19 protein-coding genes and 1 pseudogene are annotated in these 25,838 nt (G+C 69.0%); 15 read left to right on the top strand and 5 right to left on the bottom strand.

Going from position 1 to position 25,838, the window contains the following annotated elements; translation table 11 throughout:
* From VJN29_RS01445 to VJN29_RS01435, 3 genes and pseudogenes are all read left to right on the top strand, one after another.
* Window positions 1–204: pseudogene (locus VJN29_RS01445) on the top strand (ABC transporter ATP-binding protein); the annotation flags it as partial.
* A 238-nt stretch (window positions 205–442) separates the two neighbouring features.
* Window positions 443–1,432 carry a hypothetical protein gene (locus tag VJN29_RS01440; protein ID WP_324141670.1) on the top strand — a complete coding sequence of 330 codons (990 nt, stop codon included), beginning with the start codon at window positions 443–445 and terminating at the stop codon, window positions 1,430–1,432.
* A gap of 182 nt (window positions 1,433–1,614) precedes the next feature.
* Window positions 1,615–2,202, top strand: coding sequence for a GNAT family N-acetyltransferase (locus tag VJN29_RS01435; RefSeq protein WP_324141668.1), 588 nt, complete (start codon window positions 1,615–1,617; stop codon window positions 2,200–2,202).
* Between the two features lie 17 nt (window positions 2,203–2,219).
* On the opposite strand, the gene VJN29_RS01430 is transcribed toward VJN29_RS01435, so the two are convergent.
* Window positions 2,220–2,639: a hotdog fold thioesterase gene (locus tag VJN29_RS01430; protein WP_324141666.1), complete on the bottom strand. Its 420-nt coding sequence runs from the start codon at window positions 2,637–2,639 to the stop codon at window positions 2,220–2,222.
* A 79-nt stretch (window positions 2,640–2,718) separates the two neighbouring features.
* Here VJN29_RS01430 and polA point away from each other — a divergent pair, with 79 nt between their 5' ends.
* A complete protein-coding gene (polA, locus tag VJN29_RS01425; protein WP_324141664.1) occupies window positions 2,719–5,394 on the top strand; it encodes a DNA polymerase I in 2,676 nt (891 codons plus the stop codon).
* On the opposite strand, the gene VJN29_RS01420 is transcribed toward polA, so the two are convergent.
* Window positions 5,351–6,712, bottom strand: coding sequence for an oligosaccharide flippase family protein (locus VJN29_RS01420; RefSeq protein ID WP_324141662.1), 1,362 nt, complete (start codon window positions 6,710–6,712; stop codon window positions 5,351–5,353). The two genes, polA and VJN29_RS01420, sit on opposite strands and share 44 nt — an antisense overlap.
* 10 nt (window positions 6,713–6,722) lie before the next feature.
* Here VJN29_RS01420 and VJN29_RS01415 point away from each other — a divergent pair, with 10 nt between their 5' ends.
* From VJN29_RS01415 to VJN29_RS01395, 5 genes are all read left to right on the top strand, one after another.
* Complete coding sequence (locus tag VJN29_RS01415) at window positions 6,723–8,327, top strand: hypothetical protein (protein WP_324141660.1); 1,605 nt, start codon at window positions 6,723–6,725, stop codon at window positions 8,325–8,327.
* A gap of 123 nt (window positions 8,328–8,450) precedes the next feature.
* Window positions 8,451–8,645 carry a hypothetical protein gene (locus VJN29_RS01410; protein ID WP_324141658.1) on the top strand — a complete coding sequence of 65 codons (195 nt, stop codon included), beginning with the start codon at window positions 8,451–8,453 and terminating at the stop codon, window positions 8,643–8,645.
* Window positions 8,646–8,672: 27 nt separating this feature from the next.
* A complete protein-coding gene (locus VJN29_RS01405; RefSeq protein WP_324141655.1) occupies window positions 8,673–9,818 on the top strand; it encodes a glycosyltransferase family 4 protein in 1,146 nt (381 codons plus the stop codon).
* Window positions 9,815–10,564, top strand: a complete 750-nt coding sequence (locus VJN29_RS01400; protein ID WP_324141653.1) for a class I SAM-dependent methyltransferase — start codon at window positions 9,815–9,817, stop codon at window positions 10,562–10,564. Before VJN29_RS01405 ends, VJN29_RS01400 begins: the two co-directional genes overlap by 4 nt.
* The gene (locus tag VJN29_RS01395; protein WP_324141651.1) at window positions 10,561–14,694 is read left to right on the top strand and encodes an alpha-(1->3)-arabinofuranosyltransferase domain-containing protein; all 4,134 of its coding nucleotides are present in this window, start codon (window positions 10,561–10,563) and stop codon (window positions 14,692–14,694) included. The genes VJN29_RS01400 and VJN29_RS01395 overlap by 4 nt, the downstream gene beginning before the upstream one ends.
* On the opposite strand, the gene VJN29_RS01390 is transcribed toward VJN29_RS01395, so the two are convergent.
* The gene (locus tag VJN29_RS01390) at window positions 14,592–15,767 is read right to left on the bottom strand and encodes an acyltransferase (protein ID WP_324141649.1); all 1,176 of its coding nucleotides are present in this window, start codon (window positions 15,765–15,767) and stop codon (window positions 14,592–14,594) included. The two genes, VJN29_RS01395 and VJN29_RS01390, sit on opposite strands and share 103 nt — an antisense overlap.
* Window positions 15,764–17,665, bottom strand: coding sequence for a hypothetical protein (locus VJN29_RS01385; RefSeq protein WP_324141647.1), 1,902 nt, complete (start codon window positions 17,663–17,665; stop codon window positions 15,764–15,766). Before VJN29_RS01385 ends, VJN29_RS01390 begins: the two co-directional genes overlap by 4 nt.
* Window positions 17,666–17,818: 153 nt before the next feature.
* Here VJN29_RS01385 and VJN29_RS01380 point away from each other — a divergent pair, with 153 nt between their 5' ends.
* Entirely contained in the window at window positions 17,819–18,925 is a 1,107-nt protein-coding gene (locus tag VJN29_RS01380; RefSeq protein ID WP_324141645.1) for a DUF3068 domain-containing protein, read from the top strand.
* A gap of 56 nt (window positions 18,926–18,981) precedes the next feature.
* On the opposite strand, the gene VJN29_RS01375 is transcribed toward VJN29_RS01380, so the two are convergent.
* Window positions 18,982–19,800: a class I SAM-dependent methyltransferase gene (locus tag VJN29_RS01375; RefSeq protein WP_324141643.1), complete on the bottom strand. Its 819-nt coding sequence runs from the start codon at window positions 19,798–19,800 to the stop codon at window positions 18,982–18,984.
* A gap of 137 nt (window positions 19,801–19,937) precedes the next feature.
* Here VJN29_RS01375 and rpsA point away from each other — a divergent pair, with 137 nt between their 5' ends.
* The 5 genes from rpsA to VJN29_RS01350 form a co-directional block, all read left to right on the top strand.
* Entirely contained in the window at window positions 19,938–21,419 is a 1,482-nt protein-coding gene (gene rpsA / locus VJN29_RS01370) for a 30S ribosomal protein S1 (RefSeq protein ID WP_324141641.1), read from the top strand.
* A 322-nt stretch (window positions 21,420–21,741) separates the two neighbouring features.
* Window positions 21,742–22,404 (top strand): TetR/AcrR family transcriptional regulator, encoded by a 663-nt coding sequence (locus VJN29_RS01365; protein WP_324141639.1) that lies wholly within the window; start codon window positions 21,742–21,744, stop codon window positions 22,402–22,404.
* Window positions 22,405–22,440: 36 nt separating this feature from the next.
* Window positions 22,441–23,643 carry a dephospho-CoA kinase gene (gene coaE / locus VJN29_RS01360; RefSeq protein ID WP_324141672.1) on the top strand — a complete coding sequence of 401 codons (1,203 nt, stop codon included), beginning with the start codon at window positions 22,441–22,443 and terminating at the stop codon, window positions 23,641–23,643.
* A 54-nt stretch (window positions 23,644–23,697) separates the two neighbouring features.
* Window positions 23,698–24,747: a lipoyl protein ligase domain-containing protein gene (locus tag VJN29_RS01355; RefSeq protein ID WP_324141637.1), complete on the top strand. Its 1,050-nt coding sequence runs from the start codon at window positions 23,698–23,700 to the stop codon at window positions 24,745–24,747.
* Window positions 24,748–24,817: 70 nt separating this feature from the next.
* Window positions 24,818–25,838, top strand: a 1,021-nt coding sequence (locus tag VJN29_RS01350; protein ID WP_324141635.1) for a DEAD/DEAH box helicase family protein, incomplete at its 3' end; no start/stop codon positions are given.

The raw sequence follows: 25,838 nt of genomic DNA, 5'->3' as shown, positions 1-25,838 counted from the left end.
ATGATGAAGCGCATCATGTCCACCGTGACGACACTGCAGCAGCAGGGCACGACGATCCTGCTCGTCGAGCAGAATGCCCAGGCCGCGCTCCAACGAGCCGACCACGGCTACGTCCTCGAGGTCGGCAGGATCGTGCTCAAGGGCTCCGGCAAGGAGCTGCTCGCCAGCGACTCGGTCCGAAAGGCCTACCTCGGCGAGGACTGACGGGCAGGTCACGACCGTGCGGGGACTGCGGCGGATCGGGGCGCACCAGGTAGCGCGCCCCGATGGCGGCCGCCGTCCGCCGTGCGGACGTCGTCGTCGGCTGGCCGGGACCGTGCTGGTGGTCACCCTGTCTGTGGTCCTGACGGCCTGCCAGGGTGGACCACGCGAATTCGCGCCACCGACTGCCGCGACGAACGAGGAGGCTCTTGCGTGGACCGAGCAACCACTGCCTGACGGGATGGACGCGGTGACGCTCGCCTCTGCGGGCGATGCCCTGGTCATCGGTGCGTGGGCTCCCGACCGTCCCAACCCCCGCCTGCTCGTCCTCCGCGGCGGCAACCTCACGGAGGCCGAGGTCGACGGTGTGACCCCCTACGCGACCGTCGCGCGCTGGCTGTCCGTCGCCGCCCGTGACGGGCAGCTCGCTGCCGTGGGCGGCGCCAGGGGCGGAGCCCATGCCAACGTGCGGTGGACGGTCTGGGCGGGGGACCTGGGTGACCCGACGCCCCGGCTCGTCGAGCAGCCCCAGCCCTTCGGGGTCTTCGGCGGATGGGGTGCGGGCGACCTCACGGGCATCGCGTTCGCCGGGACGGAGCCGGTCGTGGCCGGGGCCTGGCAGAGCAGTCGGACCGGCAACGATGTCTCGCTCTGGTTCCGATCCGCAGATCGGTGGAAACGACAGGACTCGACCGGTTCGCCCCTGGGCAGCACTTCACGCGTTCTGAACGGTGCCCGCTTCATCACCACCACCGGTGACGGCCTGGCCCTCGCGGGCTCGGTCACGGACCTCGGTACTGGCGCCATCGCGTCCGTCCCCGCGCTCTGGACCGCCCCCGGCGCAGGCGGCCCATGGACGCTGGTCCGGCTGCCGGCCGCACAGTCGATCGCCGAGGCGCAGGCGGCGCGCTGCGATGGCGACACCTGCCTCGTCGTCGGTTCCGATGGCGGGACACTCGCTGTCTGGGAGGTGCAGGGCTCCACGGTGACGAGAGTCGCCACGCCTGCGTTCGCGGTGGCCGGCAAGCAGACCGTGCCGCCCCCGACCCGAATCCGGGACACCGATCTCGTCGTGATGCCCGGGACGGTCCTGCAACGTGGCTCATCGGGCTGGCGTCAGCGATCGGGGCCGCCCGGTGTGCCGATCGCGTCGGCCACGGTGGACGCCACGCTGTACGTCGCGACCACGGACGGCGACGGCAGGGGCCGACTGTGGTCGGCCCGACCCTGACCTCGATGACCCCGCAGCGCTGCCAAGGGCACGACACGACGCGAGCAAGCCCAGCGGCATACGGAATGTGTTGGGCACACTCACAAGGAAAATGGAGATGTGTCTTACCCCCTCTTTCGCTCCGAACGTCATGGTCGTATGGTCAGGCGGGTGGCTTCCGGGAGGACAACTTGGAGGGACGTATGGGTCGTTCGCTGGTGACCGTCCAGCGGGTCGACGCCGGACTGCAGACGCCGTTCATCGAGCTGTGGACCGCGCACCGCATCGAGGCGGGGACGACGCCCGAAGCGGCCGGTCGGCTGGCAGCCGACGGCACGCTGCGAAAAGCGTTGGCACGCAAGGATGTGAGCGCGTTCATCGCGTTCATGGATGGCCGACCCGCCGGCTACGTCGTCATCGCCGACACGACGCGCAGTCTGCTCGTCGCTGCCCCGAGCGTCTCGATCGACATGCTCTACGTCCACGTGGACTTCCGGCGACAAGGTGTGGGCAAGGCCCTGCTGGCCGCGGCCTCGCGCTACGCCGACCGGAACGGGTGCGACCACCTCGTCAGTGCGGTGCCCGCGCAGGACCGCGAGCTGAACCGGTTCTTCGCGCGGCTCGGCTTCGCCCCGGAGACGGTGCGTCGGGTCACCTCCTCGGCGGTTCTGCAGCGCAAGCTCGCTGGCGAGCCTCGGACACAACGGTATTCGCTCGACAAGGTGTTGCAGCGACGGCGTGACGTCCGGGCCCGCACGGCGTCGGTGCAGCCGCCCGGCGCGGTTGGCTGACTCGGTCGGATCCGGTCTCAGGCCCCGGGAGCCCGATCGCGCAGCAGGCAGCTGATGCGCGCGGTACAGACACGCCGGCCGTCCTCGTCCGTGATCACGACCTCGTAGCTGGCGACGGATCGGCCCCCGCTCAGCAGCGTCGCCGTGCCGGTCACGATGCCTGACCGGGCCGCCCGGTGGTGCGTCGCGTTGATGTCCAGTCCTACGGCGACGCGGTCCTCGCCTGCCACCAGCGCCGCACCGAACGACCCGAGGGTCTCGGCGAGCACGACGCTGGCGCCGCCGTGGAGCAGGCCGTAGGGCTGGGTGTTGCCCGCGACGGGCATGGTTCCCACGAGGCGCTCGGGAGTCGCTTCGGTGATCTCGATCCCCATGCGCTCGCCCAGGGCGCCGGGGCCCACCGCCCGGATCGACTCGAGGTGCGTGGCATCAGACATGGGGGGATCGTAGTGCGGCCCACCTGCGAGCCCGAACAGGGCTGCACCGCTGTCGGCACCGGACACTAGGCTCTGCGGGGTGAGCCGACTTCTCCTCCTCGACGGACATTCGCTTGCCTACCGCGCATTCTTCGCACTGCCGGCCGAGAACTTCTCGACGGTGACCGGGCAGCACACGAACGCCGTCTACGGCTTCACGTCGATGCTCATCAACATGCTGCGCGACGAGCAGCCGACGCACGTCGCCGTGGCGTTCGACAAGTCGCGCCAGACGTTCCGGACCGAGGAGTACGCCGAGTACAAGGCCGGGCGCGCTCGCACTCCGGACGAGTTCACCGGCCAGCTGCCCCTCGTCAAGGAAGTGCTCGACGCGCTCCGGATCCGCTACTGCGAGCTCGACGGCTACGAGGCCGACGACATCATCGCGACCATCGCGACCGAGGCGGACGCGAAGGGGATCGAGGTCCTCATCTGTTCGGGTGACCGGGACACCTTCCAGCTCGTCAGCGACAACGTCACGATCCTCTACCCGGTGCGCGGCGTGTCCGAGGTGTGGCGGATGGGGCCGACGCAGGTCGAGGAGAAGTACGGCGTGCCGCCGGCCCGCTACAGCGACCTCGCCGCCATGGTGGGGGAGACGTCCGACAACCTTCCCGGCGTGCCCGGGGTCGGCCCCAAGACCGCGGCGAAGTGGATCACGCAGTTCGGCAACCTCGACGGCATCGTTGCCAACATCGACCAGATCAGGGGCAAGGCGGGCGACGGACTGCGCGAGCACCTCGACCAGGTCCTGCGCAACCGGCGGCTCAACCAGCTCGTCAAGGACGTCCAGATCGGGTGTGTCGTCGACGACCTCGAACGGACCCAGTGGGCCCGTGAGGAGGTGCACGAGGTGTTCGACCGCCTCGAGTTCCGGGTGCTGCGTGACCGGCTGTTCGCCGAGGTGGAGGCCAGCTCGCCAGAGGCTGAGGAGGGTTTCGAGGTCGACGGCACGGTCCTCTCCACCGGGGACGTGCCGGACTGGATCACGCAGCACCTCGTGGAGGGGGAGCGGGCGGGACTCTCCGTCACCGGGACGTGGGCCCGCGGCACGGGGGACGCCGCCGCGCTTGCCATCGCCGCACCGGACGGCGCGGCGGCCTGGGTCGACCTGACCGCTCTCGACCCGGCCGGTGAGGCGGCCGTCGGCGCCTGGCTCGAGGACGAGAAGCGGCCCAAGGCCGTGCACGACGCGAAGGGCCCGATCGAGGCGCTGGCGGCGCGGGGCTGGACCCTGCGGGGGCTCACGAGCGAGACGCAGCTCGCGGCGTACCTGGTCAAGCCGGACCAACGGACCTACCACCTCGACGACCTCGTCCTGCGCAACCTGAGGCGCGAGCTCAGTGCGACCACCGACGCGCACGGGCAAGGGATGCTCGACTTCAGTGGCGACGCCGACGAGAAGGCGGCGATCCAGGAGATGGTCCGGGCCACCGCGGTGCGAGACCTGGCGGTGGTGCTCGACGAGCACATGGCCGCGACGGGCGGGGCCGAGCTGCTCTCCGAGGTCGAGCTGCCGCTCATCGACGTGCTCGCCAAGATGGAGCGGATCGGGATCGCGGTCGACGTGTCCGGCCTGGACGCCCTCGAGAAGGACTTCGCGGCCAAGGTGGCGCAAGCCCAGCAGGACGCCTGGGACGCGATCGACGGCAACCAGATCAACCTCGGCTCGCCCAAGCAGCTGCAGGAGGTGCTCTTCGGACAGCTGGGCATGCCGAAGACCAAGAAGACCAAGACCGGCTACACCACGGACGCCGACGCGCTCAACGAGCTCTACGCCAAGACCGAGCACCCCTTCCTCGAGGCGCTCCTGCGGCACCGGGACTCGGCACGCCTGCGGGTCACCGTCGAGGGCCTGCAGAAGTCGGTCGCGGACGACGGGCGGGTCCACACCACCTACCTCCAGACCATCGCCGCCACAGGCCGCCTGTCGTCGACCGACCCCAATCTGCAGAACGTCCCGATCCGCACCGAGGAGGGACGCCGCATCCGTGAGCTGTTCGTCGTCGGCGACGGCTACGAGGCCTTGATGTCGGCGGACTACTCCCAGATCGAGATGCGTGTCATGGCGCACCTGTCGGGCGACGAAGGGCTCATCGAGGCGTTCCGGTCGGGGGAGGACATGCACCGCTACGTCGGGTCGCAGGTCTTCGGTGTGGAGCCGGCCGACGTCACTCCCGAGATGCGCTCGAAGGTCAAGGCGATGTCCTACGGCCTCGCGTACGGCCTGTCTGCGTTCGGGCTGTCGAAGCAGCTGACGATCAGCACCGAGGAGGCTCGCGGCCTGATGGACGGCTACTTCGAGCGGTTCGGCGGCGTGAGCGACTACCTGCGTGACGTCGTCGCCGTGGCCCGTGGCACCGGCTACACGGCGACGATGCTCGGGCGGCGCCGCTACCTGCCCGACCTCACGTCGGACAACCGCCAGCGTCGCGAGGCCGCCGAGCGGATGGCTCTCAACGCGCCGATCCAGGGCTCGGCCGCGGACATCATGAAGGTCGCGATGATCGGCGTGGACCGGGCGCTGGCCAAGGCCGGCGCGACGTCGCGGATGCTGTTGCAGGTGCACGACGAGCTCATCCTCGAGATCGCGCCGGGGGAGCGCGCCGAGGTGGAGCAGCTGGTCCGCCACGAGATGGGCCACGCGGTCGAGATGGACGTTCCCCTCGACGTCAATGTCGGAGTTGGCCGCTCCTGGCACGACGCGGCCCACTGAGCTGGGTCGTGCGGCGGCTGGTCTGAGTGCCCGGGGTGACGGGTGTTCCGCGCAGAGTTTCCCGTTCGATGACCAAGCCGACCAGGACGAGCACCACTGTGCAGGCCAGCAGGATCGTGACGATGTCGACGGTGGTGCGGCCCGCCAACGACACCCAGGCGACCGCGAGGCCGCTCACCAGCCACATGGCCAGGCCCATGCGCACCGTTGCGGCCGCAACTCCGGCGTAGGCGAGGATCTGGACGAGTGACAGCGCCACACCGAGGGCGGTGAAGCGCCAGAGGTCCGGGGCGATGACCGTGAACTCCGGCCCACCGACGACTCGGATCAGGGGCTCGCCCAAGGCGACCGTCATCGCGATCCCCATGGCGCCGAGCCCACTGACGAGGGTCAGTGCCCGGAGGAGGGCAGCCCTGCGTCGTGGGGCATCGACCATGGCCGGGTAGAAGAGCGTGGCGAGGAAGCTCATCCCCCAGAAGGCGGCCTTCTCGAAAAGGGCTCCTACCGTGTACTGGCCGGACTCGGCGGGCGACAGATGTTGCCGGGCCAGCAGCACGTCAACGCTGGCGAGGAACAGCAGTCCCGAGGTGGGGACGACGGCGGCTGCGACCAGCCGCACCAGGCGTCCTGACCCCCCTCGTGGGCGGGACGTCGTGGAGGGCGAGCCACCTGCGGGTGTCGTCGTCCGAGGCGCACGCCGCACGAGCAGCGCACCCAGGGTCGCCACGACCACGAGGCCCAGGCCGTAGAGCAGGATGACGGTGGCAACAGGGCTGATGCCGCCCATCGGTGCCCCAGCAAGGAAAGCCGCGAGAACCTTGCCCAGGCCGGCAAGGGTCAGGACCACAGCCAGAGCCGCGAACCTTTCGCGCCCCTGGAGCAGGCCCTGGGCTCCGTGCAGCACGGTGAGGGGCACCAGTGCCGCCGCGAGAAGGACAACGGTGAGGATGCTGACCTCGAGCGTTGCCGCGAGAACGGGGGAGGCGGCTGACACGACCAGGGCAAGCACCACGCCGAAGAGGAGGGAGGCGTGGAGCATCCGGCGTTCGAGCTCGCGGGAGCGAGCCTCGTCTCCCCGACGGCTCGCCACGAGACGCGCAGCAACCAGCTGCAGTCCGAGCGCGGGGACGCTGGCGATGACGCCGAGGTTGACCATGGCCCCGACGCCCCCGAGATCGGCCGAGGTCAGCACCCGGCTGAGGACCACGAAGAACAGGTAGCTCAGGACGTTGGCCGCGAGCGTGCCGACGAGCAGCGCTGCGCCGGATCTCGCGTAGCGATTCGCCGCGGGTGCGTCGTGGGTGATGCGTTGTGCCATAGTGCCGAGCATGATGCCAGCCCGCCGGACCGTACCGGCGGCTGGAACCGTGGGCATTGCGGTGTCAGGGTTCGTGACCTTGGTCATGGTGTGGCCCGCCCTCGGCGGCGGCTACCTGCTGTACCGCGATTTCATCACGGTCCCGGATCCAGTGCTCGATGCACGGACATGGGGGTTCGACGGTGCGGCACCTCGAGCAGTGCCGCTCAACGCTGTGATGGCGCTGCTCGACCCCCTCGTCCCGACCTGGTTGCAGCAGAAGGCAATCCTCGTCGGGTCCCTCTGGGTCGCCGGTGCGGGAGTGGCACTTCTGCTTCGACGACGCGGGGTCCTGGTGGCAGCTCTGGGTGCCTTGTTGGCCACGTGGTCCCCCTTCGCAGCTGAGCGGCTGCTCCTTGGCCAACCGCCGACGCTACTCGCTTGGTCGATGCTCCCGTGGCTGGTGCTCGCCAGTCAGGTCAGTCGGAGCCCGCGGGTCCGGGTGTTCGCTCTCGCGCTCGCCGCCCTTCCTGCTGCCCTGACACCGTCAGGGGGTGTCACAGCTGCCGCGGCAGCGGTCCTGCTCACCTGGCTGGCCGGACGGAGAGCGGCGGAGGTCCTGACGGTCGCTGGCCTCGGGGTGCTCTGGTGCATCCCGTGGCTCGTGCCCGCCCTGGGCGGCCGGGCTGAAGCCGGGGTCAGTGATGGTGCTGCCGCGTTTCGGATCGAGGCGGACGGGGTGGCAGGGCTTCTCGACGTGCTCACGGGCGGCGGAGCGTGGGCTGCGGCCGCTCGCCTCGAGTCGCGTGAGACGGTGGTGACGCTCGGGGCGCTCGCGCTCCTCCTCCTGCTCGCCGGTCTCGGGCTGGCCCGGCCGGTCAACCCACGGCGGCGCCTGCTGGCCCTGTGCTTGCTGGCCCCGCCGGCGGTCGCCGTGTTCCTCTCCAGCCCCGTTGGTCTGCCGGCCTTTGCTGCGGCGCAGTCGGTCCCCGGAGTCGCGCTGTTCCGGGACGCTCACCGGCTCCTGGCGGTCTCCGCCTTTGCCCTCGTGCTCCTCGTGCCGCTGGGCACTGCCCTGGTCGTAGAGCGTGCTCGGGAGCTGCTGTCCCGTGTGTCTGGTCGGGGTCAAGGGGGACGACCGATGTCTGAGAGGGCGCAGGCCGCAGTTGCGGTCGGCCTTACCTGCGCTGTTGCCGCCACTGCTGTGCTGGCCGCCCCTGACGTCCCGGCGCGCCTTCACGCCGCCTACCGTCCTGTCGCCTTCCCCCCTGACTGGCGACGTGCCGTCGAGGCGGTCGGGGAGTCCGGCGCTCTGGTCCTTCCCTGGCAGCCACTGCGACGGGTCGCGTGGAACGACGACCGTCCCTTCCTGGACCCATTGCCGCTCGCCCTCCGGGGAGAAGTGGTCTCAGCGGCTGACCTCACCGTGCGGCGACAGGAGACGTTCCGAGTGGGAGCGTCTGATCCTCCCGCGAGTGCCACGTGGGTGGAGGGGCGCCTGAACGTCACGGACCTGCGAGACCTCGGCGTCGACGTGGTGGTCGAATGGTTGGGTACACCCGGTCCACGTGTTGACAGCCAACAGCTGCGGTTGACCTTCAACGGCACGAGCCTGCGGGTCTGGTCTGTCACCTGACACCTGGTCCGTCACCTGACACGTGCGAAAAAGGGCGTGCCGCCGCTTCTTGCCTTATCACCCCACCCCGCTAACATACTGACGAGTAAGTCGCGTCATGGTGGCGTGCTGAGAGGAAGTTCAGTGTCGAATCAGCCCCTACGAGGTCGCCTGTCTGCTCTTCTCATCGCCGCAGTGGCCCTGTTCGCAGGCGCCGGCATCGCAGCAGCAGCGATCAGCGCGGTGGTCTCGTCGACCGCGCCGGATGACAGCCTCGCGGTCGAGACCGGCCCGGCCGAGCTCGTTGGTCCCGAGCAGCTCATCAACTACGGCGGCTGACGCGCCGCACCCTGAGACACCGCACACGTGCGCATAGCCTTTCTCAACTGGCGCGACCTCAGCCATCCCGAAGGGGGTGGCGCGGAGCGCTACGCACAGACCATCTGCGCGGGACTCGCGACTCGGGGCCATGACGTCGTCCTCTTCTGTGCCGCGCACGGTGACGCACCCGCCCTCGATCACGTCGACGGTTACCGCATCGTTCGCTCAGGGGGCAGGGTCGGGGTGTATCCCTCGAGCCTCGTGGCGCTGCGTCGGGAGGCCTCCCGCGCCGCCCGCTTCGACGTCATCATCGACACGCAGAACGGAGTGCCCTTCTGGTCGCCACTCGTCTGCAGGACGCCGGTCATCTCGTTGGTCCACCACGTGCACCGCGAGCAGTGGCCGGTCGTCTTCGGGCCCGTGATGTCCAGGATCGGGTGGTGGCTCGAGTCTCGAGTGGCCCCGGTCGTCTACCGCCGCGTTCAGTGCGTCACCGTCTCGGATCGGAGCCGGGAGGAGCTCATTGCCCTCGGCCGCGACCCTGAGCGGATGCAGATCATCCACAACGGCGCAGACCGGCCCCTTGAGAGCCGCGTGCCCAGGGCCGAGCGCCCGACGGTCGTCGTGCTGGGTCGCCTCGTGCCCCACAAGCGCGTGGAGCTCGCGATCGACGTGCTCGCGAGATTGCGCACGGACCACCCGGATCTGGAGCTGCGCATCATCGGCGACGGGTGGTGGCGGCCGGAGATCGAGCGGCATGCTGCGAATTCGGAAGTAGCCGACCGCGTGCACCTGCTCGGCTACGTGGACGAGGCGAGGAAGCATCGGGAGCTCTCGGGGGCCTGGCTGGCGCTGGCCCCCAGCGCCAAGGAGGGGTGGGGGCTCAACGTGGTGGAGGCCGCCTCCCACGGGGTTCCGACCATCGCTCACCACGGAGCAGGGGGTCTCTCCGAGTCGATCGTCGACGGCGTGACGGGCATCCTCGTCGGGGACGTCGCGGAGATGGCTCGCGTTGCGCACCGGCTTCTCTCGGAGCACGCCGAGCGAGAAGAGCTCGGCAGGAACGCCAAGGCCCTGTCGGGCCGGTACTCCTGGATGGCTGCGGTGGACGAGTGGGAGCGCCTCTTGGAGGAGCATGCGCTGGATGTCCGCGACCTCCAGCGTGTCGACCAGGAGGAGGCCACGGCGTGACCGAGCACCTGCTCGCACCAGCAGGCTCACTACGGCGCTCGGTCCAGCTGTTCCAGGCCTTTCGCGTCGAGCAGAGCGACCCCGACTTCTTCTACTCCATGCTGGCCGAGGACTCGCTTCGTGAGCTGGGCCGATGGATGAACCTCGACGGGGCGACCGTGGTCGACGTCGGCGGCGGTCCCGGCTACTTCGCCGATGCCTTCGCTGCCGCCGGAGCGCGGTATGCGGGACTGGATCCTGATGTGGGTGAACTCGGCGGGCGCGGCGGAGTACCGGGCAACACCCTGCGCGCCTCCGGTCTCGAGATGCCGATAGCGACAGGCTCGGTCGATCTCGCCTACTCGAGCAACGTCCTGGAGCACGTCCCCGCGCCGGAGACGATGGCTGAGGAGATGGTGCGGATCACCCGACCCGGAGGGACTGTGGTGCTCTCCTGGACCCCGTGGCTGTCGCCCTGGGGCGGGCACGAGACCTCGCCCTGGCACTACCTGGGTGGCCGCCGCGCCGCCGACTGCTACGCCAGGACTCACGGGCGCCGACCGAAGAACGACTTCGGCCGGACCCTCTTCGCATGCTCCGTCGGGCGGATGCTCACCTGGGTGCACCAGGCTCGTGCGGAGGGGAGGGTCGAGGTCGTCGAGGTCCTGCCGCGCTACCACCCGAGCTGGGCCAAGTGGGTCGTTGCGGTGCCTGCACTGCGCGAGGTCTTCTCGTGGAATGCCGTCGTCGTCCTGCGGAAGCCATGAGCGGTGACCTGGCGCACAGGCACGCCTCTGGGGCGAGAGGGCAGGTGGCAGGCGGGGCGCTCGTGTGGCGACTCCGACTGCTTGCCGCGGTCGCGGCCTTCGCCGCACTCGCATTTCGCCAGTCCACCGGGCTCGTCGTGCCGGACACCAAGTTGGACCTCACCGCCGACCCGGCGGGATTTCTGGCGCGGGCCCTGCACCTGTGGGATCCGCAGGGGGCCTTCGGGCAACTACAGAACCAGGCCTACGGCTACCTCTTCCCCGTAGGCCCGTTCCACCTTGCCCTCTCCTCCCTGGGCATGCCGGCGTGGGTCGTCCAGCGCCTCTGGTGGACCGCCGTCTTCGCGGTCGCCCTGTTGGGAATGTGGTTGCTGACCAAGGCCTTCGGGGTCACCAGTCGATGGGCGCGTCTCATCAGCGCGATCGCCTTTGCCGCATCGCCCAGACTGGTCGCCGAGGTAGCCGTAACCTCGGTCGAGGTGTGGCCACTCGCGGTTGCTCCGTGGGTGCTTCTGCCGCTGCTGATCACCGACCGATCGATGGGTTGGCGGGTCAGCCGGTCCGCTCTGGCGTTCCTTCTGGTTGGAGCGGTGAATGCCGCGGCCACCTTGGCCACCCTGGTCCTGCCCGCGCTCTGGCTGCTGACTCGTCGGTGGTCCCGGACGCACCTGGGGTTGGGCTTGGCCTGGGCCGTGGGCATCGTTGCCGTTTCGATGTGGTGGATCATCCCACTGGTCGTGTTGGGGCGGTTCAGTCCGCCCTTCCTCTCGTGGATAGAGAACGCCTCGGTCACGACCAGCACAGCCAGCGCGTTCGAGGCGATCCGCGGGACGTCTGCGTGGCTCGGCTTCCTGCGGACCGACACCGGGCCGTCATGGCCCGCTGCGTGGCTCCAGGTCACGGTGCCAGCGATAGCGCTCGCCACGGTCCTCGTGGCAGCCATCGGTTTGCTGGGGATGACGGCTGCTCGGGGAGCGCGGGGCTTCCTCGTCCTGGGCACCATCGTGGGGCTGGCTCTCGTCACCTTCGGCAACACTGGCGGCTGGATCTGGCCGTGGACGTCGTGGTCGCAGGACCTGCTCGACGGCCCTCTCGCGCCGCTCCGCAACACGCACAAGTTCGAGCTCGTCGTGCGGATTCCGATCGTCGTCGGTGTCGGCTTCGCCCTGGAGCGAGCATCCGGCGCGCTGCGGAGGCGGTTCCGTCCTGCTCAGGCGCGGTCGAGAGCTCGGGCCCTGGCGGCGTTTGCGGTTGCGGGTGTGCTCGTGACCTATGCCGCCCCGGCCATCGCAACCAACATGGCTCGGCCCGAGGGGTACCGCGACATCCCGAACCACTGGGTCCAGGCAGCGGCCTGGCTCGATGCGCAGTCGACGCCGGGAAGTGTCCTGGTGACTCCATCAGCCAACTTCGCGGACTTCACCTGGGGCTCGACCAAGGACGATCCGCTGCAGGCGCTCGCGAGGAGGCCCTTTGTCGTCCGAGATGCCGTCCCCCTCGGGTCGGCCGGGGCGACACGGTTCCTCGACTCGATCATGGATCGGCTGGCATCGGGTCAGAGCGTGAAACGCCTCGAGAGCACCCTGTCGATGGCGGGCATCGCCTTCGTTCTCGTGCGGCACGACATCCGTCTCGACGCCCAGGGTGACCAGCCCGGAGTCATGGCCAGGTCGCTCCAGGAGTCTGGCTTGGACCTCGTTGCATCGTTCGGCCCGACGAGCGGTGCCTACGGAGAGTCCGAGTCTGTGACAGTGGACTACCGGACCCTCCTGCAGCGACCGTCCATCGAGATCTATGGCGTTGACCCCTCGGAGCGCCCAGGTGAGGCCCGCATCGTCCCTCTGGACGCGATGCCGGTCGTCACCGGTGGACCCGAGAACCTCCCTGCCCTGGTGGGGGCAATCGGCGACGTCGACGTCCTGCGGGACGTCGACGTCCCCGACGTCACGGCCGACCCCCGTGCCATCACCGACCAGCCGACCGTTCTCACGGACGGGATCCGTCGGAGGGAGGTGAACTTCGGCGAGCCGGCTCACAACACGTCGGGCCTGCTCGAGGCCAGTGATCCGGGCCGTTCCGGCCGAGCTGTGATCGACTACGCCGTGCCCGGAGTCGCATCCGTGCTCGAGTGGCAGGGAGTCTCGTCCGTCACCGCATCCTCCTCCGCCTCGGACGCGTATGCGACTCTCCGGATCGGTCCGGGCCACGGTCCCGCACAGGCGCTGGACGGCGAGTCTCGGACCCGTTGGGTCAGTGGTCGGTTCGGCGAAGCGGTCGGGGAGTGGCTCCGGGTGGACTTCACCGGACCAACCTCGGTTGCCGGGACGATGATTGAGCTGTCCGCGTCCTCGCCAGTCGGTGCACGACCGCAGACGGTGCTCGTCGAGACGGACCAGGGCGCCATGGCGACCGATGTCATCGCCGGGCCACGTGTGCGACTGCGGATGCCGCCCGGTGAGGCATCCTGGCTACGAGTCACGCTCACCGAGGTCGAGCCCGGCCGTCAGAACGGCTTCTCCATCGCGGAGCTCTCGGTCCCCGGAGTCAGCGCGGCGCCGACCCTGGCCCTCCCCGGGCGTCACCAGCCAGACCTGGTCCTCCTTGAGGAGGGCAAGCGCGGTCGCTCCGAGTGCCTCACCCTTGACGGCACGGTCGCGTGCAGTCCGACGCTCGGTCTCCCGGCCGAAGAAGCCGGATGGCGACGCACGTGGATGGCCCTCCGCCCCGCCGAGTACTCCGTCCGGGGCGAGGTCCGCGCGCTCGACGGGGACGCGGTGGAGAGGCTCCTGGCGCTGCCGAACGGTTGGACGGCGACAGCGTCCTCTCGACTCGTCACCGCGCCCGCAGGCCGCCCCGACGCCGGAATCGACGGTGATCCGGCCACCGGCTGGGTCGCGAGTCCTGCTGACCCCAAACCGTGGTACGAGGTGGCTTTTCCCAGGAGGATCCGGGTCGCAGGCCTGCGGATCACGAAGAGCTTCGAGTTGCCTGCCTCCACCCCAGTCACGGTGTCAGTGACGTACGACGACGGGCGGACCCACACGGCCTCCGCCGACGCAACCGGCCTCGTCAAGCTGCCCCCCAAGCGGACCTCGTCGGTGCGTCTCAGTTTCGGCGACGTCCGTCTCCTGGAGAACATCGACTCCGCCACGGGGGCGCACTCCTTCGCGCCGGTGGGTTTCAGCGGGCTGGAGGTCGTGGGGCAGCAGAGCGCCAGCCTGTCCCCGTCTGCCTCGACCGGCGTGCCCTGCGGCTTCGGCCCAGACCTCGTCATCGCCGGCCATAGCTACGAGACCTTGGTGCGCGGGACCGTCGGCGACATCCTGTCCGGGCGTCGCCTCAGCTGGCAGGTGTGCCGTGACGGCGGACTCGCGAGCACTCCAGCGGACATCGTGGAAGTCGAGGCCAGCGCCAGCGCGGAGTTCGCGCCGTCAAGCCTGTCCATGCGGTCCCCGGGGCTTGCGCTGCGCCCACGGACACTGGTGGATGTCACCGTCGAGCGCACCTCGCCATCGGTGCTGACCGCGTTCGTGGGGGAGCGGACGGCCGATTCGGCGTTGGTGCTGCCCCAGAACTTCAACCCGGGATGGACCGCCACCACGAGCGAGGGGTCGCTGACTCCCGTGCGCGTCAACGGCTGGCAGCAGGGGTTCCTCGTGCCTGCCGGCGCGACAACGCCGCTGGTTGTCGAGTTCGCACCCAACCGGATCTACCAGTTCGGGCTCTACCTCGGGGGCCTGCTCGTCCTCGGACTTCTGGGTGTCGTCGTCGTCACGTCGCGTCGGGCAACGGATCCTACGTCCGTCCAACCGGAGGCGCACTGGGCGGCCTCACCCGTGGTGGGCGCTGTGATCGCCGTCCTGGCGGGTGGTCCACCCGCGCTCGCAGCCTGCGTGGTCGCCATCGTCGTTGCACGCCGCTGGGTGCATGCTGCCTGGCTCGGAGCCCTCGCCCTCCTGCTCGCTGCCCTCGTGACGGTGCTCTGGCCCTTTCCTCAATACCGAACGAGCCTTGACTCCCCGGTCGTTCAGGCGTTGGTCTGGACGTCCGTTCTCACCGTGCTGTGGTCGGGCACTCTACGACGCCTGACCCGCACGGAACGCATGATGGGCCGCTCGACGAAGCGGTAGCTCAGCCAGGCGACGACGAGCGCGGCTGCGAGGGTCACTACCCAGCGGGCCATGAAGCGTCCCGTGAACGGCTCGAAGCCGGGCGCCTCGCCGAGAAGCTCGAGGATGACGACGTGGTAGGCGAAGACGCCATAGGAGATCTGCCCGAGCCAGACGCCCACTCGACCGGTGAGCGGCGCGAGGGCAGCGGGCTCCCGTGCGGGAGGAATGGCCATCACCGTCGGCGCGACTGCGAGGAGCCCGATGATGCTGTAGAGCAGGCTCTTGGTGGCCGCTTGGCCGGGTGTCGGCTCGGACAGGTCAAGGGGACCGGCCACCGCGGAGGTCGACAGCAGGAACACCGCGGCCAGGAGAGACCAGACCGTCCCTGGGAACCGCGTGAGCTCTTCGAACCGGGACGCCGGGAGGGTGCCGGTGGTCCGGCCGGCATGCCAGGTGGCCAGGCCGATGCCGATCGCGAACCAGCCGACATACCCCGGTAGCCAAAGGCGGGCTGCAGAATGGCCGAGCGCGGTGGCGGAGGCCATCCAGGCCGCTCCTACGGCGGGCATGACGGCGCAGGCAAGGATGACGCGTCGGCACCATTGCGCGTCCGGCCGGCCGCTGCTCGCGAGTGAGGCGATGACCGGAAGGAGAAGGTAGAAGGCCACCTCTGTCGCGAGGCTCCAGAACTGCGTCAGGCCGGGAGTCAGGGGCGTGTCCAGGTAGATCTGCGTCAGTGTCGCGTGCGCGATGTAGTCGCCAGCCTCCGAGCCGGCGCCAGGGATGAGCAGCGCGGCCGCTCCGACGGCGATCCACAGCGGGGGAAGGATGCGCGCTGCCCGCCGCAGGTAGTAGCGCAGTGGGCTGGGTCGGCTGCGGCCCTCGAGGTGAGCCATCGCGTGGGGTCGGAACAGCAGGAAGCCGGAGACGACGAAGAAGAGAGCGACACCTGCGTCGAGACGGGACAAGATCCCGGCGAACGGGCCGCGTAAGGCGTCGCCGCTGGCGAAGCCGACATGGGTCGTCAGGACCGCGAGGGCACCGACGAAGCGCAACCCGTCGAGTGCCAGGAACCTACGACCGGGGTTCATGACGTGGAAGGGATGGGCGTGCCAACGGCCGCATCACCGACGCAGATTTTTGCTTCCGGGGGGAGCCCAGTGATCACCACCTCGGGTCCACCCCCTACGAGATGGACGAAGGCACGGTTGAGTCCCTCGTGGATGGTGATCGGGACCGCGGCCTTGCCCAAGCGAAGGGTTCCTTCAGCGTCACGGTCCGCGAGGTAGGAGATGCGCACTGCCCAGGACCAGTCGAATGCGCTCGCGTAGAGCGGGACCCGAATGACTCCACCGTCGTTGAGCCAGGGGCATGAGCCTTCGGGCTTCTCCGGATTGGTGACACCAGCGACGTCCATCCTGACGAACGTGCCTTCCTTGGTCAGCACGTACGGGTCTCGATACTCCGTGGCCCCATACAGCTGCGACCTCCATTCATCGTCGACGAATGGAGCGAGGAACCGGCTGACGTAGTTGTACTCGAGGAACAGCGGACCGATCACATCGACCGGAATCCAGTCGTCGTAGATCTCCGCCTTCGGTGGGAGCGTCTTCACTTCGCTCCGGACGGTCTCGACGAACGGTCGGTAGGGATTGGCTGCGACATATGGGGCGTAGGAACCGGTGGCTCGGAGACTCAGCGCAACGAACAACACCAGGACGACACTCACTCCGACGCGCAGAGCCGGCCGAAGCTGCGGGACGTTCCGGTAGGCGGGAAACCACGGCCGCTTCTCCCCTCGGAGCGGCATGAGACAGACACCGAGCGTGACCGCGAGCGGGACCGTGGCGTCGGCGAGATATCGCGTCTCCAAGCCAGCGATGGCTCCGATGATGGGGACGCGGCTCAGCGCCAGCACTCCTGCTGAGGCCGCGACATAGACGGCGAGCGCGAACCACGCACGCGCTGCCAGCCGACGTAGCCACAACGACGTCGTCACCACGGCGAAGGCGACGATCCACGTCATCCAGATGAAGGCCTCTGGAGAGCTCTGAAGAGCGCCACCCGCGTTGGCCGAGAACCAGTCCCACGGGCCGCCCACGGCGCCGGGGACGAAGCTCTTCATCACCGTCAGGAACATGAAGTCGAGCAGGACGCCAGGTTCAGGAGGTTGGAGCCGCGAGCCCGCATCGGCCCGGGCTGAAGCCCAGAGGTAGTAAGCGAGGTAGGTTCCGGTCGCGAAGGCGTAGAGGACCCACACCAGGGCAGTTCGGCGCAAGAGGCGCAGGAGATCGCGCAGCCGGAGCCGTATCTCAGGCCGAGCCACCAACGTGATGGCGACCAGATAGGGCAGGACGACAAGGATCTTCTCGAAGCTGAGCATGCCGAGGACGAGCCAGGCCAGCGCGGCAATGGCCCCCTTGACTGACGGGCTGCGCACATACCTGATGTGTGCCCGAAGCAGCCCGGCGGTGGAGATCATCAGCGGCAACCAGATGATCGTTGCCGACAGCCATGAGAACGCCGTGAGGGTCAGCGGGCTCATGGCGAACAGGGCGAACGGCACCAGGACCAGCGGCCGGCGCTCGAACAGCTCCAGCAGCAGGCGCCAGACCAGGATGAGCAGGATCGCTTGTCCGACAACGATCGACAGCACGGCGATCGGCCAGCTCAGGGGCGCGACCGCGGTGAGCAACCACATGTAGCCAAAGCCGATGGGCTCCAGGTGTCCCGTGTGGACTCGGAACAGGTACGAGAACGAGAGCTCGGTCTCGGCCGCTCGAGTCGAGAGCATGAAGTCGTCGGTGAGGAAGTAGCCCTCACGCAGGACGGCCCAGTGGATCAGGAGTGACAGCAACGCAATGGCAAGGGCCGCCGCTCGAACGGGATCTGACCTCAGCCAGCCGGGGGAGTAGTCTTCGTCATCCTCCAGCTCCGTGGCCGGGCTTCTCAGGCCGACCGCGCGACCCGCGTCTGGGAGGGTTGACATGACGGTTGGCGAGCCTTTCGGGTCGACGCCCCGCAAGGTCCGGCGTCACTGAGTGACGGCAACGGTACACGCTGGTAGGCTCCGCGCGAAAGCGATTGTTACCAGCGCGTAGCAATCGTTTGACAGCGCCGTCACTCTAGCGGGAGACCTCACTTGCGTCGCATCTTCGGTGGCATTGCAGTTGCTCTGGGCACCGCCCTCATCGTCTTGGGTTTCCTCGCGAATCCCTACCTGTACGACCAGCTGAGCACCATCCCCCTCGACCAGAAGCCGAGCATCTCGGAGAGCGGTGAGCAGGACTGCGAGGCGGAGGAGAACGACTGCTACACCTCTCGGTCGGAGGGAACCGGCATGCAGGTGCTTCGCCTCTGGTCGCAGGACCAGGCCGACGGGACCAAGGCGTCGCGTTATGACAAGCTCACCGACGCCCACGTTCGCAGTACTCGCACCGTGATCGGCATCCCTGGACAGGTGCCGGACGGGGAGCTGAACACCACCGCCGTCTGGCAGACGGGCGTGAAGTCGGAGGCCGTCGGGGTCGGGCCTCTCACCTACAGCATGGAGGTCGTCACCTTCGATCGGAAGACGGGGGAGGCCACCGGCTCCTCGCTCGATGTCCGCTCCGCGGGTGACCTCGACGACCCGGACAAGCTCGAGCCGGTCCTGCACGAGGGGCTCTTCTTCAAGTTCCCGTTCGACGTCCAGAAGCAGACGTACCAGTTCTGGGACGGCGACCTCGGCGAGCCCGTCGACATCGAGTTCGTGCGTGAGGAGAACCTCTACGGCACCAACACCTACGTGTTCGCCCAGAAGATCCCCGTGGGGGAGGTCACCACGCGCACCCTGCCAGCTGGCGTCTTCGACGCCACCGGGGATGACGTGGAGGCGAAGGTCATGTATGGCAACGACCGCACCCTCTGGGTGGAGCCGAACACCGGGGTGATCATCAAGGGTCAGGAAGTCCTCGACAAGTCCCTTGTCAGCCAGTTCGGCACCGTCTACACGACCAAGGGCACCATCGGATACACGGAAGCGACCGTCAGCGCCAATGCGGAGACCTGGGGCAGCAAGGGACGCCTTCTCGGCTTCGTCCGCGACACCCTGAAGCCGACGGCCCTCATCGTCGGGGGGCTCATCGTCCTCGGTGGACTAACGCTGTTGCTCGTGCCCCCGCGCCGCCGTAAGCCACCCACCGCTGCCCAGGGCCTTGACGGTCTGGGAGGGCTCGGCACCCGACGCGAGCGGTCCACCACGGTGTGAGACCAGCCGGGCAGGCTGTGCACCGTCAACGGCCTCGCGCGCTGACGCTGCCGCCATCAGCCGAGGCGGCAGACGAAGACCGCGGTCCCCGGGATGAGCCGGCCGCGAAGCGGTGACCAGCCGCCCCAGCTCTCCTCGTGACCCGGCGGCCACTCCGGCTCGACGACATCCACCAGGCGGAGGCCGGCGGCCGCGACCTCGCGGACCCGGTCGCCGAGCGTCCGGTGGTGCTCGACGTAGGTCGCGCGCCCGGCCGCGTCCTGCTCGACGTAGGGGGTCCGGTCGAAGTACGAGTGCCGCACGGTGAGCCCACCGGGACCGGGGTCGTCGGGGAAGGCCCACCGGAGCGGATGCGTCGTGGAGAAGACGAACCGTCCACCCGGACGCAACACCCGCGCGACCTCCCGCATGACGAGTGCGGAATCCGCCACGAACGGCACGACACCGTAGGCGGTGAAGACGATGTCGAAGGTCCCGTCGTCAAAGGGCAGCGCCCGGCCGTCGCACTGGACGAAGGGCACCCGCTCCTCAGGAGCACCGGCCACGTCGATCGCCCTGCCCTGGGCAACCATGCCTGCGGAGAGGTCGGTGGCGACCACCTGGCCGCCGGCCGAGTGCACCCACCTCGCACACTGGCCGGCACCCGCCCCGACCTCCAGCACCCGGCGACCGGTGACGTCGCCGAGCAATCTCGCGTCCGCCTCCCGGAGCCGCTCGGGACCCCAGACAAAGTCCGCGTCTCCCAGGAACCGGCCGTGCTCCGCGTAGTAGTCGCCGGCCTCGGCGTCCCACCACGCCCGGTTGGCCCGGACCGACTCGTCGGGCGGCGCGGGCCGCCGGAGCGCCTCCAGATGAGGACTGGGATCGTGGCTCACGCTGTGCGCAGCCTTTGACCGGTTCCCGACCGCACGGATAGGATGCTCGAGCGCATTCGTGTGCTCAGTTCACCATGTCCGCACAGCGGCCCCTGGTCGCCACCAATCACAATGCCCACAATCGGAGTTCCTACTACATGACTGCCAACACGGTCGAAAAGACCGCGCCTGAGGTTGCCATCAACGACATCGGCTCTCAGGAAGACATCCTTGCCGCCATCGACGCGACCATCAAGGACTTCAACGACGGCGACATCGTGCAGGGTCGCATCGTCAAGGTCGACCGGGACGAGGTCCTGCTCGACATCGGCTACAAGACCGAGGGCGTCATCCCCTCGCGTGAGCTGTCCATCAAGCACGACGTCGACCCCTCCGAGATCGTCGGTGTGGGCGACGAGGTCGAGGCCCTCGTCCTCCAGAAGGAGGACAAGGAAGGTCGCCTGATCCTGTCCAAGAAGCGTGCGCAGTACGAGCGCGCCTGGGGCACGATCGAGAAGGTCAAGGAGGAGGACGGCGTCGTCACCGGCACCGTCATCGAGGTGGTCAAGGGTGGCCTGATCCTGGACATCGGCCTCCGCGGCTTCCTGCCGGCCTCGCTCGTCGAGATGCGGCGCGTCCGTGACCTCCAGCCCTACGTCGGCAAGGAGATCGAGGCCAAGATCATCGAGCTGGACAAGAACCGCAACAACGTGGTCCTGTCCCGCCGGGCCTGGCTCGAGCAGACGCAGTCCGAGGTGCGCACCACCTTCCTCAAGGAGCTCCAGAAGGGCCAGGTCCGCCAGGGCGTCGTGTCCTCCATCGTCAACTTCGGCGCGTTCGTGGACCTCGGCGGTGTCGATGGTCTCGTCCACGTCTCCGAGCTGTCGTGGAAGCACATCGACCACCCGTCCGAGGTCGTCGAGGTCGGCACCGAGGTGACCGTCGAGGTCCTCGACGTCGACATGGACCGCGAGCGGGTCTCCCTGTCGCTCAAGGCGACCCAGGAGGACCCGTGGCAGCACTTCGCGCGGACCCACGCCATCGGCCAGGTCGTGCCGGGCAAGGTCACCAAGCTCGTTCCGTTCGGTGCGTTCGTCCGGGTCGAGGACGGCATCGAGGGCCTCGTGCACATCTCCGAGCTCGCCGAGCGTCACGTCGAGCTGCCGGAGCAGGTTGTCAACGTCGGTGACGAGATCTTCGTCAGGGTCATCGACATCGATCTCGAGCGTCGCCGGATCTCGTTGTCGCTCAAGCAGGCCAACGACGAGAGCGTGCCGGTGTCGGAGTTCGACCCGACGCTCTACGGCATGGCCGCGGAGTACGACGAGGCGGGGAACTACAAGTACCCCGAGGGCTTCGACCCGGAGACCAACGAGTGGCTCGAGGGCTTCGAGGTCCAGCGCGAGAAGTGGGAGCGGCAGTATGCCGAGGCCCACGCTCGCTGGGAGTCGCACAAGGCCCAGGTCGACGCCGCGCACAAGGCCGACGCCGAGGCCGCTGCGAACGCCGGCACCGCGACGTCCTACTCGTCGGCGACCAGTGGTGGCGCCCCGGAGAGGCAAGCCGCGACTCCGGCCGAGGGAACGCTCGCCTCGGACGAGGCGCTGGCTGCACTCCGCGAGAAGCTCACCGGCAACTGAGGACACCACGACGTATGCCGCTGAGCCGGCTCACGCGGTAACGCGCACATCGAGCCCCGGCCCTTCACCGACGTGGAGGGACCGGGGCTCGTGCGTGAACAGACAGGGGACGCCTTTCCATCGACGGGTGCGATGAGGGTCCGGGACGGATCCCGGACCCTCATTCCCCCTCGCACTGCCCGTGTGGGCCACCCCGCGTCATGTCACACTTCTCTATCGCACTGCGTGCGGCCGAGTCGTGCCACAGGGGAGGGGACCGACGGCGGGCGCCGCTCACTTGAACGGCGTTCCAGTGTGCTCATGGTGGCGTCGGAGGTGGCGGGTGTCAACAAACCGGACTCGGCAGCCGGGCGGGCGGCTCGAGTCGACGCGTGCGACCCGTCGCCGGATCGTCGCCGCCGCCACCACCCTGCTCCTGTCCGAGGGCTACCACGCCATGTCCGTGTCGGCGCTGGCCGGAGCCGCGGGGGTGAGCCCGCAGACGGTGTACAACGCCATCGGCGGCAAGGCGGACGTGCTCAAGCTCGTCCACGACATCCTCCTCGCCGGGGACGAGGAGCCGATCCCCATGGCGGACCGGCTCGAGTTCCGGGCGATGTCGGACTCACCCGACCGGCAGTCGTTCATCGCTGCCTATGCCCGCCTGTGCGGGCTCATCTACGAGCGTGTCGGCCCACTCCTGGGGAGTGTTCTGGCGCAGGGCGCCGGTTCGGACCCGGGGCTGGCCACGTTCGTGGCCTCGACCGAGGCGGAGCGCAGAACGGACCAGACTCTCGCGCTGACAACCCTCGAGGCGGTTCACGGCCTCCCGGACGGCTTTCCTCGGGACCTCTTCCTCGACGAGGTCTGGTGCCTCACGGCCCCTGAGGTCTACGACCGTCTCGTCCGGCGATGCGGTTGGTCCCACGAGGCTTACGTCCGCTGGCTCGAGGACGTCCTCGTCGCCGCCTTCGAGCGCGCCTCCGTGCGCGCCTCCAGGTGGTGAGCTGCTGACGTCGGCGAATGCCGTAGCGTGACCGCCATGCTGCGGGTCGGGTTGACGGGGGGAATCGGTTCGGGCAAGTCCACGGTGGCGGGGCGGCTGGGCGAGCTCGGAGCGGCGGTCGTCGATGCGGACGTCGTCGCCCGCGAGATCATGGAGCCCGGTCAGCCGGTCCTGGCGCAGGTTCGGAAGCGTTTCGGCGACGACGTGATCCGGGCCGACGGGACGCTCGACCGGGCCGGCCTGGCCGCCATCGTCTTCACCGACCCAGAGGCGCTTGCGGCGCTCGACGCCATCACGGGGCCGGCCATCGCCGAGCGGATCGCGCAGCTGCGCGAGGCGGTGCCGGCCGGGGCCGTTTCCGTCCATGACATGCCGCTGCTCGTCGAACGTGGGCTGTGGGTCCGCGAGCACGTGTCGATCGTCGTCGAGACCGACGTCGAGACCCGGGTCAGGCGCCTCGTCGAGCACCGCGACCTCGACGAGCAGGACGCGCGCAACCGGATGGCGGCCCAGGCCTCCGACGCCGAGCGCCGGGCGGCGTGCGACATCGTCATCAACAACGACGGCACACCCGCGGAGACCATCGCGGCCGTCGACGCCGTGTGGAGCGAGCGCCTCGACCCGTGGAACGAGAACCTCGTGCAGGGCCGCCACTCCCGCCGGCCCGAGCGTGTTGCCGTGGTCGAACCGCGTGACGACTGGGCGTGGCGCGGGGCACGACTGGTCGCCAAGATTGCCCACGCGCTCAGGGACGTGGCCGCGGTGACCGAGGTCGAGCACGTCGGCTCCACCTCCGTGCCCCACCTGCTGGCCAAGGACGTCCTCGACGTCCAGGTCGGCGTGCGCGAGCTGGACGCCGCGGATGCTCCCGAGTTCCGCGATGCCATGCGCGTCGCCGGCCTGCTGCCCTTCGACCACATCACCGGGGACACCCCGCACCCCGACGGTGCCGACGGGGACGGCTGGCGCAAGCGGGTGTACGGGTCCACGGACCCGAAGGAGATCGCGCATGTGCATGTCCGGGAGAACGGTTCTCCGGCGTGGAGGTTCGCGCTGTTGTTCCGCGACTGGCTCGTCCACGAGGCCTCGGAGCGCGAGCTCTACGCGACGGAGAAGCGCCGCCTCCTCGGCCTCCACGACACGACGTCCGCCTATGTGGATGCCAAGGAGCCCTGGTTCGCCGCGGCGTTCACCCGTGCCCACGCCTGGGCCGCAGCGACGAACTGGACCCCGCGCTGAGCCCGCGTTCGAGCGCTCGGGAAGTCAGCGGCATACGGCATTGTTGAGGGAGTCGTGAGAGGCGAGTACAAGGTTCCCGGTGGCAAGCTCGTGGCAGTGGAGGTGGACGTCTCCGACGGGCGGCTGTCCGACGTCAGCATCTCGGGGGACTTCTTCCTCGAGCCCGACGAAGCCCTCGAGGACATCAACGCGGCGCTGACCGGCCTGTCGGCCGATGCCGGCGTCGAGCAGCTGGCGTCGGCGATCGACGGCGCGCTCGACGAGACGGTCTCGCTCATCGGCTTCACGCCGGAGGCCATCGGGATCGCCGTGCGTCGGGCGTTGGGGAAGGCCACCGGCTGGCACGACCACGTCTTCGACGTCATCCCGCCCGTGACGCTCGACCCAGCGATGCACGTCGCCCTGGACGAGGTCATCGCTCACGAGGTGGCGGCGGGGGAGCGGCCCCCGACGTTGCGGTTCTGGGACTGGGACCGGCCGCTCGTCGTCATCGGCTCGTTCCAGAGCCTGCGCAACGAGGTCGACCCCGACGGCGCCGCCAGGCACGGGATCGAGGTCGTCCGGCGGATCTCCGGCGGCGGGGCGATGTTCATGGAGCCCGGCAACACCATCACGTACTCCCTCGTCGTGCCGGGCTCGCTCGTCGAGGGCCTCAGCTTCGAGCGGTCCTACTCCTTCCTCGACGACTGGGTCATCGGCGCGCTCGCCGACATCGGCGTGCGGGCGCACTTCGTGCCGCTCAACGACATCGCGAGTGACAAGGGCAAGATCGGCGGCGCGGCGCAGAAGCGGTTCGCGTCCGGCGCCGTCCTCCACCACGTGACGATGGCCTACGACATCGACGCGGACAAGATGCTCGAGGTGCTCCGGATCGGACGGGAGAAGCTGTCCGACAAGGGGACGAAGTCGGCGAACAAGCGGGTCGACCCCATGCGCTCCCAGACCGGGATGACGCGCGAGGCGATCATCGAGAGCTTCATCGCCTCGTTCACCCGGGCGCACCGCACGACGCGGGCGACGTACTCGGAGGCCGAGCTCAGCGCTGCGAAGGAGCTCGTCGAGGCGAGGTTCGCGACGCCCGAGTGGACCCACCGAGTGCGGTGAGCGGTGTGCGGGAGCGGACCCAGCGGCATACGACATCGGCGCTGTCGGCAGCGCGACGTAACGTGTAGCCATGCGTCCCACGACTGACCTCCAGCGCACGGTGGCACCCTTCGAGGTCATCTCGGACTACCAGCCGAGCGGAGACCAGCCCCCGGCCATCGCCGAGCTCGCGCACCGGATCACGGCGGGGGAGCAGGACGTCGTGCTCCTCGGCGCCACCGGCACGGGCAAGTCGGCCACGACCGCCTGGCTCATCGAACAGGTCCAGCGCCCGACGCTCGTCATGGCGCCGAACAAGACGCTCGCCGCGCAGCTCGCCAACGAGTTCCGCGAGCTGCTGCCCAACAACGCCGTCGAGTACTTCGTCTCCTACTACGACTACTACCAGCCCGAGGCGTACATCCCGCAGACGGACACGTACATCGAGAAGGACAGCTCGATCAACGACGAGGTCGAGCGGCTGCGCCACTCCGCGACGAACTCGCTGCTCACCCGGCGGGACGTCATCGTCGTCGCATCCGTCTCGTGCATCTATGGCCTCGGCACGCCGCAGGAGTACGTCGACCGGATGGCGCGCATCAAGGTCGGCGAGGAGGTCGACCGGGACTCCCTGCTCCGGCGGTTCGTCGAGATGCAGTACACGCGCAACGACCTCGCCTTCACGCGCGGGACCTTCCGGGTGCGCGGGGACACGGTGGAGATCATCCCGGTCTACGAGGAGCTCGCGATCCGGATCGAGTTCTTCGGGGACGAGATCGAGCGGATCTACACGCTGCATCCGGTCACCGGTGAGGTGATGCACGAGGAGCAGGAGATGTACGTCTTCCCGGCGTCGCACTACGTCGCCGGGCCGGAGCGGATGGACCGGGCCATTCGCGGGATCGAGCTCGAGCTGGAGGACCAGCTCGCGAAGTTCGAGAAGCAGGGCAAGCTGCTCGAGGCCCAGCGGCTGCGGATGCGCACGACCTACGACATCGAGATGATGCGGCAGGTCGGCTTCTGCTCCGGCATCGAGAACTACTCCCGGCACATCGACGGCCGCGGTCCGGGGTCGGCGCCGAACTGCCTGCTCGACTACTTCCCGGAGGACT

This window comes from Intrasporangium sp. (genome assembly GCF_035280925.1).
Classification (GTDB): domain Bacteria; phylum Actinomycetota; class Actinomycetes; order Actinomycetales; family Dermatophilaceae; genus Intrasporangium.
The sequence above is the reverse complement of the archived record's forward strand: the minus strand, read 5'-3'. Positions and strand labels throughout refer to the sequence as shown.

Excerpts from the sequence above, each read along its gene's own strand:
- VJN29_RS01390 (WP_324141649.1), bottom strand. The coding sequence starts at position 15,767 with ATGAACCCCGGTCGTAGGTTCCTGGCACTCGACGGGTTGCGCTTCGTC.
- VJN29_RS01415 (WP_324141660.1), top strand. The coding sequence starts at position 6,723 with ATGATGCCAGCCCGCCGGACCGTACCGGCGGCTGGAACCGTGGGCATT.
- VJN29_RS01385 (WP_324141647.1), bottom strand. The coding sequence starts at position 17,665 with ATGTCAACCCTCCCAGACGCGGGTCGCGCGGTCGGCCTGAGAAGCCCG.
- VJN29_RS01420 (WP_324141662.1), bottom strand. The coding sequence starts at position 6,712 with ATGGCACAACGCATCACCCACGACGCACCCGCGGCGAATCGCTACGCG.
- VJN29_RS01430 (WP_324141666.1), bottom strand. The coding sequence starts at position 2,639 with ATGTCTGATGCCACGCACCTCGAGTCGATCCGGGCGGTGGGCCCCGGC.
- VJN29_RS01440 (WP_324141670.1), top strand. The coding sequence starts at position 443 with ATGGACGCGGTGACGCTCGCCTCTGCGGGCGATGCCCTGGTCATCGGT.
- VJN29_RS01435 (WP_324141668.1), top strand. The coding sequence starts at position 1,615 with ATGGGTCGTTCGCTGGTGACCGTCCAGCGGGTCGACGCCGGACTGCAG.
- rpsA (WP_324141641.1), top strand. The coding sequence starts at position 19,938 with ATGACTGCCAACACGGTCGAAAAGACCGCGCCTGAGGTTGCCATCAAC.
- VJN29_RS01395 (WP_324141651.1), top strand. The coding sequence starts at position 10,561 with ATGAGCGGTGACCTGGCGCACAGGCACGCCTCTGGGGCGAGAGGGCAG.
- coaE (WP_324141672.1), top strand. The coding sequence starts at position 22,441 with ATGCTGCGGGTCGGGTTGACGGGGGGAATCGGTTCGGGCAAGTCCACG.